Origin of the sequence: Streptomyces canus 299MFChir4.1, assembly GCF_000383615.1 — a bacterium.
Classification (GTDB): Bacteria; Actinomycetota; Actinomycetes; order Streptomycetales; family Streptomycetaceae; genus Streptomyces; species Streptomyces canus_C.
The window spans coordinates 1-12,523 of sequence record NZ_KB911660.1 but is presented as its reverse complement, the minus strand read 5'-3'; the positions used below and the strand labels follow the sequence as shown (position 1 = coordinate 12,523).

General features: G+C 68.4%; 8 protein-coding genes and 2 pseudogenes. 7 read left to right on the top strand and 3 right to left on the bottom strand.

Features of this window, described 5'->3' with window-relative positions; translation table 11 throughout:
* Nucleotides 1-115: 115 nt before the first annotated feature.
* Nucleotides 116-772 (bottom strand): response regulator transcription factor, encoded by a 657-nt coding sequence (locus H293_RS0147745; RefSeq protein WP_028808854.1) that lies wholly within the window; start codon nt 770-772, stop codon nt 116-118.
* Nucleotides 769-3,105, bottom strand: a complete 2,337-nt coding sequence (locus H293_RS0147740; protein ID WP_020124826.1) for a sensor histidine kinase — start codon at nt 3,103-3,105, stop codon at nt 769-771. Before H293_RS0147740 ends, H293_RS0147745 begins: the two co-directional genes overlap by 4 nt.
* Nucleotides 3,106-3,389: 284 nt before the next feature.
* On the opposite strand from H293_RS0147740, the gene H293_RS52265 reads away from it, so the two are divergent.
* The 5 genes from H293_RS52265 (at nt 3,390) to H293_RS0147715 (ending at nt 10,024) form a co-directional block, all read left to right on the top strand.
* Entirely contained in the window at nt 3,390-3,941 is a 552-nt protein-coding gene (locus H293_RS52265) for a peptidoglycan-binding domain-containing protein (protein ID WP_020124825.1), read from the top strand.
* A gap of 77 nt (nt 3,942-4,018) precedes the next feature.
* On the top strand, nt 4,019-8,032 hold the full coding sequence (locus H293_RS52260; RefSeq protein ID WP_158694592.1) for a golvesin C-terminal-like domain-containing protein: 4,014 nt from the start codon (nt 4,019-4,021) through the stop codon (nt 8,030-8,032).
* A gap of 144 nt (nt 8,033-8,176) precedes the next feature.
* Complete coding sequence (locus H293_RS0147725; protein WP_028808853.1) at nt 8,177-8,638, top strand: peptidoglycan-binding domain-containing protein; 462 nt, start codon at nt 8,177-8,179, stop codon at nt 8,636-8,638.
* Nucleotides 8,639-8,832: 194 nt separating this feature from the next.
* Nucleotides 8,833-9,381, top strand: coding sequence for a hypothetical protein (locus H293_RS59615; RefSeq protein WP_020124823.1), 549 nt, complete (start codon nt 8,833-8,835; stop codon nt 9,379-9,381).
* A gap of 151 nt (nt 9,382-9,532) precedes the next feature.
* A complete protein-coding gene (locus tag H293_RS0147715; RefSeq protein WP_020124822.1) occupies nt 9,533-10,024 on the top strand; it encodes a peptidoglycan-binding domain-containing protein in 492 nt (163 codons plus the stop codon).
* A 28-nt stretch (nt 10,025-10,052) separates the two neighbouring features.
* Here the strand turns inward: H293_RS0147715 and H293_RS56755 are convergent.
* Nucleotides 10,053-10,588, bottom strand: a pseudogene (locus H293_RS56755) (transposase); the annotation flags it as partial.
* Between the two features lie 5 nt (nt 10,589-10,593).
* Between H293_RS56755 and H293_RS56750 the strand changes: the two are divergent.
* A pseudogene (locus H293_RS56750) lies at nt 10,594-10,996 on the top strand (transposase); the annotation flags it as partial.
* A gap of 238 nt (nt 10,997-11,234) precedes the next feature.
* Complete coding sequence (locus H293_RS0147705) at nt 11,235-12,443, top strand: IS4 family transposase (protein WP_020124821.1); 1,209 nt, start codon at nt 11,235-11,237, stop codon at nt 12,441-12,443.
* Nucleotides 12,444-12,523: the final 80 nt, after the last annotated feature.

Genomic DNA, 12,523 nt, shown 5'->3' with positions numbered 1-12,523 from the left:
ATCGCCCCGCACTGGCGCACAGCCCCAATCAACCCACCGACCAAAGTCCCAAGAAGCTGGGACCCGATTCCTTAAGTCACTGGTATTGAGGTTAGTCTGTCCCCTTTGCCCTCGCTCAGAGGTCGTCCACGTCGACCAGCCCGTCCTGGATGGCGCGGGCCACCAGGCTTGCCTTGGTCCGCGCGGGGCGGCCGACGTTCGCGTACTTGATCCGCACCCGGTCCAGATACGAGTTGACCGTCCGAACGGAGATGCCGAGGCGCTGTGCGACCAACTCCTTCGACTCCGACTGGAACCACTCGATGAGCACGTTCTCCTCGCGTAGGGAGAGCTGGGGACGGTCGGCGCGGGTGTTCGTGCCCAGTGCGCCGGCCAGCGCGGGCGGCATGTAGGGCCGCTCGTCCGCTGCTGCCAGCGTCGCCTCGACCAGGTGGTCCCGCCCCTCGCTCTTGGTCAGATAGGTCGCGGCTCCCAGGTCCAGGCAGTTGAGCGCTGTCTTCTCGTCGTCCCGCATCGAGTAGACGACCACCTGCCGCCCGGCGTCGACGAGTCTTCGAAGGCTGCTGAAGGCGGGGCCACCCTCGCTCAGTTGCAGATCGAGGACGACGACATCGGCCGTGCTGCCCGGCGCGGTCCAGGCCTCCCGTACGGAGCTGCCGGCCGCGACCACGGTGATAGGCCGCCGTGATGCGGCGTACCACGCCTCTACGCCCGAAAGAATGGCGGGATGGTCGTCGACGACGACCACGCTGACTGGTGCGTTGTTACTCATGTCAGCTCAACTCCGGAGGCCGCCGGTCTTCTCCAGCCGGCCTCCACCCACACGCTTTCGCCGCGGGTCGTTCTTTCCACGGTCACCTTCGCGTCCGTGGCACGGCCGTGGGCTTGAGCGGCCTCTTCCATGCCACGGCCGCCGGCGCAGTCCTCGCTGACCACGCTCACACGTACCGCGCGGGGTGTCCACACGACAGTCACCCGCGCGGTCGAGCGGGTACGGCCCAGAATCACCGCCACTGGGTCGACCAACTCCCTGCGTACCTCCACAGGCACCTCACCCGGCTGCCCTCGTACGGCCAGGCTCACCGTCACCTCCTGGTGCTCGGCCACCTCCACGCACGCCCGTAACTCGTTGAGCAGCGGGTCGGAGACGGCATCGCCCTCGGCGAACAGGCGGCGCATACGGGCGGCTTCCACGCCGCACCGCAGCCTGACCTCCTCATCGTGCGGGCTCAGCACACCGTGGCCAAGGCCCGCGAGCAGTGGCACTGTCGTCGCCGTCAGGGCGCGGTAGCGGTCCTTGTGATCACGCTGCATGTCCTCGTGGATGCGTTCCCGGGTACGCAGTTCTTCCTCCCGCGCGGACGCGGTCCCCGCTGCCGGCGCCGTACCGTGGAGCAGGTACGTCATCAGTACACCGACGGAGAGCTGGAAGCCGCAGCTGGCTATCGTGGAGATCCCCATGGTGGCCCACTGGGCGACGGTTGGCGCCCCGGACAGGAACACAGCGGTCGCGTTGAGCCCCACATGCGCCCCGAGGAACGCCGCGAAAACCCTGACCCGCAGGTCTGCCAGCAGGAACAGCGCATGCCAGCCGACCACTCCGAACGCCCAGTCCGGCGCACCTGTCGACTGCTCCGGCGGGAGCGTGAACGCGCATACCGCCGAAACGGCCAGCACCGAGCCCAGGCTCCACCCGCGCACCCTCGGAGGGATCTGCCTGCCACGCAGCAGATAGGCGCCCCCGATCACCGCGACGGCGGCAAGGCAGACGAAGGCGGCCGTCTGTGCCCACGCGGGGCGGTACACGTCCTGGTGGACCGCGAGCCGGCGCAGCGAGATGGTGAACTGCCACGCCAGGCTGATCAGCAGCACGGCCAGTTGGGTCCCGTAAAGGAGCCGCCCGCGGATGAAGCGGACGTCGGCCGTGTGCTGTACCTGGGCGCGGGGCGGGCGCGGTACGCCGGTCGACTGTGCTCTGTCCCCTGCCTGTGACGCCCGGGTAGGGCCGTGCCAGCGCCACTGCACTCGGGTCCCGGTGTCCGGATGAGAGGTGACGGAAGCGGAGCCTCCGACCGCGTGCATCCTGCCGATGATGGAACCGGAGATACCCCGGCGCCGTGCGGGGACGGACTCCGGGTCGAAGCCCCGTCCCGCGTCGGACAGTTCGACGACGGCGCAGTCTCCCTCCGTCCATGCACTGAGCTCCGCCTCCCGCACCCCGGCATGGCGTGCCACATTGGTGACGGCCTCCCGGACCCCGTTGAATATCGCGAGCCCAGGGCCGGACGGAATCGCGAGCGGGCCATCGATGTGCGTCCTGAGCCGCACCCTGGTCTGTCCCTCACCCTCGGGCACGCAGCCGAGAAGAGCCGCGAGATCGACGCTTCCCGTCTCGAATCCGGGCACGGCGGACATGGCCTCCAGATCCTGTCTGGCACGTGGAGGCAGCCACGACCAGTCCCGGCCGTCGCCCTGGGAGACCATCAGCAGCGTCGCGCTCGCCGTGTCGTGCAGGGTCGCCAGGTACTCGCGCTCGGTCGCCCTGCGTGCGGCGGCGACTTCCATCTCCCGGCGCGCCGCCGCCCTGACCGCGGCCGACCGGTCAGCCGCCCTGGCCAGCGCCCGAACGATGAGGTAGGCGGCCCTCGACAGGGCCACCTGGATCAGCATGCGCACCAGGGGTACCAAGTCGGGGCTGTGCCCGGGCGAGGCGAGGACGTCGCCCAGCACGTAGACGACGGCCCCCAACGCGGCCAGGGCAGCCCCGGCCACCGGTCGCGTCGCCCACTCGTACTGGAAGGCGACGACGCTGATGCCGACTATCGCCTCCACCATCACCTCCGCGACGTCACCGCCGAGCACCGGCTGAGACAGTCCCGTCAGCACCACGACGGCCGCGTCCAACGTCCACAGCAGGGCGAGCGGGAACAGGCGCGGCCGGCGCAGCGAGTAAAGGCGCACACCACAGGCGAGGAAAGCGGGCACCAGCAGAGACACCGCCAGGGGAATCTCCGCCGCATCCGCCGAGACGACGCCCAGCGCACCGCACAAGCAGACCACGATGGACCGGAGCCACACCCCGAACCGCTCAAGGGCCAGGATCAACAGGCGCTCGCTGGATCTGGGCCCGTCTGCTGACTCGATGGCTCCGACCCCGTTCCCCTTGCGTCCCCCGTGCCACATAGAAACACCCCCGTGCCACATAGAAACAAGGGTAGGTGGCCCTCGATCAAGGTGGAGCAAGTCTGCAACCTGCTCGGTCCCCTGTTCCTTTGTGGGGCAAACGACCGACACACCCAGCGACCGGGCGAGGCTACCGTCGCCGTCGTACAGAGTCGTTCGAGGCGAGCAATCCTGCCGCCTCCCACTCTGGGAAATCGGGGAAACGTATGTCCATCGGGAAGGGTTTGGTCGCGCTTGCCGCAGGTGCCGCCCTGGGCTTGACGGCGCTGAGCACGAGCCCCGCGTCGGCAAGTATTTCGCAGGGGGTCGTCTTCGGCAGCGGCACGATCACCGACGACTGGGGGGATGAGGGCCCTCTTTGGGCGGGTGGCACATATCAGCTGTCCAACGCGGTCGGTCTGTGGCAGTACGTCCTGTGGGCAGAGGGCGCCACGGAACAGAACGGCACGGCATTCGACTACGCGGACATCGACTGCGATTTCGGCGCCAACACCACCTATGCGACGAAGAAGTTGCAGACGAGGTGGGGCCTGGGGGCAGACGGAGCCGTGGGCGGCCAGACGTTCGGCATCGCGGACAACCACCTCCGGGGAAGCACGGGCGAGGTCACCTACTTCGGCAGGGCACACGCTGTCACGTTCGTACGCAGCTCTGCCGGCTCCTACCGCTTCGAGAACCCTGAAGCGGGTCTGGGCTCGAACCTGTGGGAAACGGCGAGCTACCAGCCCTACGCGACCTGCTTCGTTCCTGGCGGCTGAACGACTGCTCGACCACTGACCTCGCCGGTGTGCGCACGCCCCGGTCGAGGCGTCACCCACCGAGTGAGGACAGGAAGTTGAGACGCAAAAGATTCAGGCATGCCCATGTGCCCGTGATCATGGGGCTGCTGCTCGCAGTGGCCTCCGGTGGTCTCGGGACGGCACCGGCGTACGCGAAGGAGGCCGTGCCGCCCGGTGCGGCCGACGCCACCGCCCCGAGTCAGGAGGCCGACCCCAAGCCGTCCGCCGTCCCCGTCGGCGAGCGGGCCGACCGGCTGGGCTCGGACTACAGGAAGTCCCAGGACCGGGCGTTCACGACCTCCGGTGACGCGCTCGGGTTCCATGTGATGGTGGCCGACGAGAAGAACGGCTACGCGTGGCGGACCGCCGCCTCGCTCGCCGAGCCGGGATTCGAGACGGACACGTGGATCGGCAACGCCTGCGTGACCGCGTCCGGCAGGTACGCGGCGGTGGCATACGCGCCACGGACCTTCACCAACAAGCCGGAGCTGATGAGCCGCGGCGCGTTCACCGCGATCGTCGACCTGACCAGCGGCACGGTGCGCAAGCTGCCGTTCCAGGCGACCCTCGGCTACTTCTCGCCGGGCTGCGGTACCGGGGATCAAGCCGTGTTCTCGCAGTTCACCGACGAGCTGAGCTCGGCGAGGAGCGAGACCCGGCTGGTCACGGCCGACGCGCGCAACGGCCGTACCGAGAAGGCGGACGTGGCCGGTCAGGTCACCTCGGCGGTGCCCGTGGCGGACGGCCGGATCGTGGCCGCACGCGGCCGGCAGGTCGTGCGCATCGACGGGACGGCCGTACGGACCGTGGCGCGTACGCACGCCGTGCCGTTCCAGCTCAAGCCGGACGCGGACGGCGGTGTCACGTTCATCGACCGCCTGCCCGGCGACAAGGAGAAGGAGTCGGCCGATGACCGGGCCGCCGTCTCCCGGGTCACCGCCGCCGAGGTGCGCTCGGCGGACGGCAAGGGAAAGGCCACGCAGCTCGCCCAGGGCGACCTGACCGCCTTCGACCTGGCGCGCACCCCGGGTGGTCAGGTCTTCGTCACCGGTAGGGCCAAGTCCGGGACGAGCCTGCCCGGTGTGGTCCGCAACCCGGGTGGGATCGACAAGGACGCCCGCGTTTCCAGTGCCGGTGCCGCCGCGCTGACCACGGCGTGGGCGGATGGCAAGGACTCCCGGATCTCCCAGGAGGACGCCCTCGCGGCCCGCCCGGCGCGGATCACCCTCAAGGCGCTGGACACCGGTAGGACGACCGAACTCGACGCACTGCCAGGGGTACGGATCGGCAGCGTCAAGGCGCAGTTGACGTCCACGGCGATCAGCCCCGTACTACCGAAGCCGGCGAAGACCGACGGCGCCTCCACGTCGGGTGAGGTCTCGACGGCGGCAAGCCCGGTCGACCAGGACCGGACGTGCTCGGTGCCGCGGGGTGACGTGAAGCTGCAGGCATTCCAGCCGACGCCACGTCAGATCGAGTGGGCGGTGGATCAGGCCGTGGTCGGCAACCTCAACTCGGGGGCATCACGGCCGATCAACTGGAAGAACACCGGGATCGACGTCTCCTACGCGCCCCAGAGCCTCTTCCCGCTGCGGGAGCTGAGCGGGGGCAGCGGTGCCAACTGGCACATCCCCGCCCAGATCATGCTCGGTATCACCGCGCAGGAGTCCAACATGTGGCAGGCCACCCGATACGCCGTCCCCGGCGTCTCGGCGAACCCGCTGATCGGCAACTTCTACGGCGTCGATTACAGCCCCGACGGTGATCAGGAGGACCCCTGGGCGATCAACTGGTCGGATTCGGACTGCGGTTACGGCGTCACCCAGGTCACCGACGGCATGCGTCTTCCCGGGAAGGGCCAACCGACCATGACCGAGCTGCAGCAGCAGGCCGTGGCGGTCGACTACGCGGCGAACATCGCCAAGGGCGCGGACATCCTGGCCGACAAGTGGAACCAGACGCAGGCCGACGGACTGGTCATCAACAACGGCGAGCCGCAGTGGATCGAGAACTGGTTCTACGCCCTGTGGGCCTACAACAGCGGCTACTACCCCCAGTCCTCCGCGGCCGCCAACTCCGGTAAGTGGGGCGTCGGCTGGACCAACAACCCGGCCAATCCGCTGTGGAAGGAGAACCGCACCCCCTTCCTGGAGGATGAGTTCGGGCGGGACGACTACGAGCACGCACGGCACCCGCAGGACTGGCCCTATCCGGAGAAGGTGATCGGCTGGGCGGGGCGTCCTCTCTTCGCCATGACCGCTCCCGGCGAACTCGGGGCCGGCTACCGCCCCGCCACATGGCTCAACGGCCTGTTCCGGACCGATGCCAAGCCGCCGATCGGTCTGTTCTGCAGCGGCTTCGTCAACGACTGCGATCCCGCCCTGATCGAGAACGACGACGAGCAGGAGAACGGCCCCTGTCTGCTGCCCACGGACGAGGACGACCCGCTGTTCCTGAAGTGCTGGTATCACGGGCCGGCGACCTGGAAGGAATGCGGTCCGGCCGCGCGCGCGTGCGGCTACCCGCTGCACCGGTTCGACACGAGCTATCCCGAGCAGCCCGACGGCACCGCCTATCCGCCGCGGTGCACAGCCGAATTGCCCGCCGGAACCCTCATCGTCGACGACGTGGCGGAGGGGGTCACTCCGATGGGCGGATCGGGACGAAGCTGCGGGGCCTCCACATCGGCAGGTTCCTTCTCCTTCGACTTCCCCTCGCCCGCGGGGCGCATGGACCTGCATCAACTCGGCGCCGGGTACGACAACCACTTCTGGTTCTCGCACACCTACCGGCAGCCCTCGTCGGAACCCGCCAGGCCGAAGGCGACGGGTACGTGGACCCTGCGCCCGGAGGCACGGGGGTGGATGCGGGTCTGGGTGCACGTTCCGGATCACGGGGCCCACACCCGCCAGGCGTACTACACCGTCCTCGGTACCGATTCCACGAGTCCGAACCGGGTCAAGCCGCAGCGGGTCATGTCCAACAAGTGGCTCTCGCTCGGCGCGTTCAACTTCGTCGACACACCCCGGGTACAGCTCTCCAACGTCACCAAGGACGGTAACGGAACCGAGGACGTGGCCTGGGACGCCGTCGGTTTCGAACCACTGGGCGGCAAGCCGGCCAACCAGATCGTGGCCATGGGCGACTCGTTCTCGTCCGGGGAAGGCGTCACCGTCAGGGCAGGCGACGACTACTACCCCGAGAGCGACTACTACGACGAGACCAACCCCGCCACGAGGAACGCCTGTCACCGGTCGACCAAGACATGGTCCCGCGTGGCCACGCTGCCGCTGTACGCCGACTCCATCGGCGAGATGGCGGACAGCAGAAGCCCGGACATGGACTACCAGTTCGTCGCCTGCTCCGGTGCCCAGCACTACAACATCCTGAACCGCGGCCAGAACAGTGAGCTTCCCCAGATCGAGCAGGGCTATCTCGACCAGAACACCACGCTGGTCACTTTGTCGGTCGGAGGAAACGACTCCGGGTTCGTCCCGATCATCACGCACTGTCTCATCGGAACCTTCACCGATGACTGCCAGGACGACCCGACCGGCATCGAAGCCTGGGACCCGGACACCGGGGAAGCGACCGGGGGCACCACCGGCCGACTGAGCGAGTGGGTGCCCGACTGGCTGCAGAACGAGATCGCACCACGTCTCACCGCCACGCTGCGCGCGATCCATGAGCAGGCGCCCAACGCCCGTATCGTCCTGATGGGATACCCCGAGCTGCTCGACCCGGCGGTACCGTGCGACGGCCTCGTCAACCGGGCGGAGACGATCTGGCTGAACGGCGTCGCGGATCAGTTGGCGGCCCAGATGTCGGCCGCCGTGGCCGCCGCGAACTCCCAGTATCTCGCCAACGCGGTGTTCGCCGATCCTCGTACCGCTTTCGAAGGGCGGGTGATCTGCAGCCCCGAGGTCAACCTGGCCATCAACGGGATCGTACTCACCGATCGTTCGAAGGCCGACAGTGATGGCCCGGCCTCGATGAAGTCGTTCCATCCCAATATCGCGGGAGCACAGCTTTATGCCGGCGTCCTCGAACAGGTGCTGACCCAGCCGTGAGACAGGGCCCGGGCTCTTGAGCCAGTGGCACTCGGGCCCGGCGCCACCTGGACAACAACCAGCCAGGCAATGGCAGCTGCGGCCGGCTCCGACGCGTGGGAAAGCGGTATGCCGAAAAGCGGCTCCACCCCCTACTCGCAAGGCATGCGACCCAGGCCATGGAGCAGGACACTCGTCAGCGTCACCGTCCTCATCGGGGCGGCCGCGACCGGCCTCGCCTCCGCGAGCCCCGGCTTCGCCGTCACCGAGCCGACCGCGCGGCCGGCCGTCAGCGCCGACGAGGCCGGGGCGAGCGCGGTGGTCAACCTTGGCCTGACCACCACCCAGGCCAAGGGGATCCAGCGGATGCTGAAGGGCACCTCGGGGTACGCCGGAACAGTCGACGGCTACCTCGGCACCCTCAGCTGGAAGGCCCTTCAGAAACACATGAGCCCCTGGTACTACGACGACCTGATCGACGGGATCGTGGGACCGAAAACCATCGCGGGACTGCAGGAGATCCTCCGCGACAAGGGCTATTACCACGGAGCCATAGACGGCATAGCCGGATCCCAGACCAAGGCCGCATTCGCCGAGTGGGCCGACTACTGCGTAAGGGCCTGGTGACAGCCGACCGCGGCCCCAGGCGTTCCGCTGCGGAACCGCGGGACCTGCGCCCCCGGCTGCTACGGGACACGGCCGGTGAACTGCCGACCCGCGCCCGTTGGCAGGAAGAGTCCGAGTGCGGCCGCAGCATGCCAGACGACGACCTCGGCGAAAGCGTCGAGGGTCGACTCACCCCAACCAGAAACGAGACCCATATGTCCAAGTGCAAGAAGGCGTCGCTGGTTGTCGTCGCCGCCCTGGCGTTCGCCCTGTCATCCGGTACGTCTCCGGCGTCAGCTGTCGGTGAGGGATATGTCGACGCGGATCCCGGGCTCAGCAACGGCTACGAGAACGATTGGAACGACGAGGGTCCGATCGGTTACGGCAACACCACGAACGTGGCGGGGCTGTGGCAGTGGATCCTCTGGAGCGACGGCTACCTTCGGTACACCAGCGACATCGACTGCGTATTCGGTTCCGGTACGCAGGCGGCAACCCGTCAGTGGAATCTGGATCACAGCTGGGGTGAGCTGGATTCCGGCAGGGCCGAGGTCCAGAGTTTCGTGAACGCCGACAACGGGTTGCGGTTCGGGGGCGACTACAACAGCACTCTGCAGTACGTCTACTACGGAGACTCCGCGCGGCCGGTGACATTCCTGCGGGGCAAGTCGGACCACGGCGCGTACTACTTCCGCAACCCGGCCACCGGGAGCTGGATCTCCGCCGCCTACAACAACGGCGAGAAGGCGAACGCCTGCGGCTGACCGGCGCGGAAGGCCGACGGCCGAGGTGCGCTGGGCAGGCATAACGGCCGTACCAGGCGCATCGGCAGGCCCGCCCCCCGTCAGCTCAGTGTCCGCGGCGACTTCCGGTCCTGCGGTCGCGATGCTCACCATCCCACGAGAAGGAAGTGCCATGAGGACAAGGATTCTCCGAAAGACGCTCGTTCCCGCCGCCGTCGCCGTGGCTCTCGCGGTCGGCACCCTCGCCGGCGCGGTACCCGGCTACGCGGTCCCGCAGCCCGCCACCACCGCGCGGGTGACCCAACAGGCCATGGCCGAGGGCGAAGTCGGGGCGCAGGCCGTCTTCAACCTCGGTCTGACCATCCGTCAGGCGAAGGGCGTGCAGACCTGGCTCAAGCGGTTTCACAATCTCTACAACGGCCCTATCGACGGCGAGTTGGGATACAGCAGCTGGATTGGGATACAGCAGGTTCTGTCCCTCTACAACGGCTATGAGGGCGACATCGACGGGATCCCCGGCACTCAGACCAAGAAGGCTCTGCAGCGCTTTCTGAACTTCGAGGGCTACAACGCCGGCAAGGTCGACGGCATCTGGGGTTCTCAGAGCACGAACGCCTGGGCCGCGTTCGCCGACGACATGGTCGACTACTACAACATTCCCTGACGAAGGGGGCCCGGCGGAGCTCTCTTCGCCGGGCGTCGAGTTCGTCGACCCAGGCGCCGTCGCGAGTCTCGCCGCCCAGCTCGGCGGCCACCGTCCACGCGGCGGGCGGGACCTTGAGGGCGGCCTGGTGGAATGGCGTCGGTGGTGGTCATTCCGACGGAATACGACAGCCATCGCCAAGGCCGGGAGAGCCAGTCCAGGAAGGTGTGGGTGCCGCCGCCGGAGTCGGTGCGGATCAGCGTCTGCCGTTCCTGCCGCTGGCGTTGGGGCAGCTGGGTCAGGGCGAGTTGGGCGGTTTCGATGTGGTCGGCGGCGGTGTTGGAGCCCGCGTTGCCGGGCCGCGGCAGGGCCGGCGTCCTGCTTCTCGGAGTGTGCGAGGAGCAGCACCCCGTCGATGTCCACGATCACCTGGCCGTCGGCGGCCGGACTGCTTGCCCCGGCCAACTCGCAGACTCGCTCACGTGCTTCGGAACGTACGCCTCGGATCGCCGCAAGAGCTTTCGGGCCGGACGCGGCGAGCGCGTCGACCAGGCGGGAGATGGTCGGATCGGAGGCCACCGGGCCGACTCGACGGCAACCGACTCACCTGCTTCGCGACCAACACCAAAGGCGGCCAGCTCGCCGACCTCGAACTGCGTCCCCGCAGGCGGGCCCGCTGCGAGGACCGCATCCGGGGGCACCCGCGCCACCGGCCTGCGCAACCTGCCCCTGCACGACACGGCACAGAACCGGATCTGGCTTGAGATCGTCTCCCTCGCACTCGACCTCCTCGCCTGGATGCCGATGCTCGCACTGAGCGGCGAGGCCCGCCGCTGGGAGGTCAAGAAGCTCAGGCTGCGGCTGTTCTCCGCCGCCGCGCAGCTCGTGAACACCGGCCGCCGCCGCTGGCTCCGCCTGCCCGCCCGATGGCCCTGGACCGCCGTCATCAGCCACGCGATCGCCAGGCTCCACGCCCTGCCGAACCCCGGCTGACCAGCCACATCGAGCGTCCCTACGAACCGCACCACCACACACCGGTGAAGTGGGACCCGGCGCCCATCCGACGCGAGAGCCGGACCCTCGCCCTGCCCCAACCCCGAAAAGACCGCACCACACAAACGCAGAGTCCCCGTCAGCGAATCGACGAGGACTCATGAACGATCGAGGCTAGACGCAATACCAGTGACTTAACGGTCTCGACTGGTAGGTTGTCTGCCCAGGAGGTGCCTGGATGCCACGCCCTGGGCAGGTCAAGCCGGAGAGTGACGAGCGGCTGTCGGACCGGATCGCGATCGGGCTGCTGACGCGTACGTTTCCGCCGGCGTTGGTCGACCGCGTCGTGGCGGAGTCCGGGAAGACCGGTCAGCGTCAACGGCTGCTGCCGCCAAGGGTGGTGGTCTACTTCGTCCTCGCCATGTGCCTGTTTTCCGGGCAGGGGTATGAGGAGGTCGCAAGGCTGCTGACCGAGGGGCTGGCCTGGGCCCGGCGTTGGTCGGGGTCGTGGCAGGTGCCCACTACAGCGGCGATTTCCCGGGCCCGGGTCAGGCTTGGGCCGCAGCCATTGAAGGCGCTGTTCGAGCAGGTCGCTGGGCCGGTGGCGACCCAGGCCACCCCTGGTGCCTGGTACCGGAGTTGGCGTCTGATGGCGGTCGACGGGACAACGTTCGACGTGCCGGACAGTGACGAGAACGGCGCGCGGTTCGGGCGGGCGAAGACCCATCGGGGCGAGCGGTCGGCGTTCCCGCAGGTACGGGTGGTGGCACTGGCCGAGTGCGGCACGCATGCGATCACACACGCGACCCTGGGGCCGTTCACGACCGCCGAGTCGGTCCTGGCGCAAGAGCTGTTTCCCGCCCTGGGCTCGGGCGATCTGTTGATGGCCGACCGCGGGTTCGCCGGCCTGGCGCAGTGGCGGGCCGCCTCGGCCGGCGGCGCGGACCTGCTGTGGCGGATCAAGTCCACTGCCGTGCTGCCGGTGCGGCGGGAGCTTCCCGACGGCTCATACCTGTCGGACATCGTCGCCGCCAAAGACCACCGCAAGCGCACCGACCCGAGTGTGGTGCGGGTCATCGAGTACACCCTGGACGACCCCGGCCGACCGGTACAGTCAGCGCCTTACCGGCTGATCACCACCATCCTCGACCACAAAGCAGCACCCGCCACGGAACTGGCGGCCCTGTACAACCAGCGGTGGGAGATCGAGACCGCTCTGGATGAACTCAAGACCCACCAGCGTGGCCCCGCCGAGGTCTTGCGGTCCCGCTCGCCGGACGGTGTCGAGCAGGAAGTCTGGGCCCATCTGCTGGTCCACCACGCAATCCGCCAGCTCATGCACATCGCCGCCGAGGGCGTCGACATGGACCCGGACCGACTTTCCTTCACCCGCACCCTCCGCCTCGCCCGACGTCAGGTCATCGCGCAGGCGGCCTTTTCCCCCTGACCGCTTGGCCGTATCCCTCACCGAGGGACTGCGCGAGATAGCCCGCCACCTACTGCCGGCTCGCCGCAGACGTACCAACC

Bases quoted from the DNA above. Each gene is read 5' to 3' on its own strand.
- H293_RS0147745 (WP_028808854.1), bottom strand. From the start codon at position 772: ATGAGTAACAACGCACCAGTCAGCGTGGTCGTCGTCGACGACCATCCC.
- H293_RS52265 (WP_020124825.1), top strand. From the start codon at position 3,390: ATGTCCATCGGGAAGGGTTTGGTCGCGCTTGCCGCAGGTGCCGCCCTG.
- H293_RS0147725 (WP_028808853.1), top strand. From the start codon at position 8,177: ATGCGACCCAGGCCATGGAGCAGGACACTCGTCAGCGTCACCGTCCTC.
- H293_RS59615 (WP_020124823.1), top strand. From the start codon at position 8,833: ATGTCCAAGTGCAAGAAGGCGTCGCTGGTTGTCGTCGCCGCCCTGGCG.
- H293_RS0147715 (WP_020124822.1), top strand. From the start codon at position 9,533: ATGAGGACAAGGATTCTCCGAAAGACGCTCGTTCCCGCCGCCGTCGCC.
- H293_RS0147705 (WP_020124821.1), top strand. From the start codon at position 11,235: ATGCCACGCCCTGGGCAGGTCAAGCCGGAGAGTGACGAGCGGCTGTCG.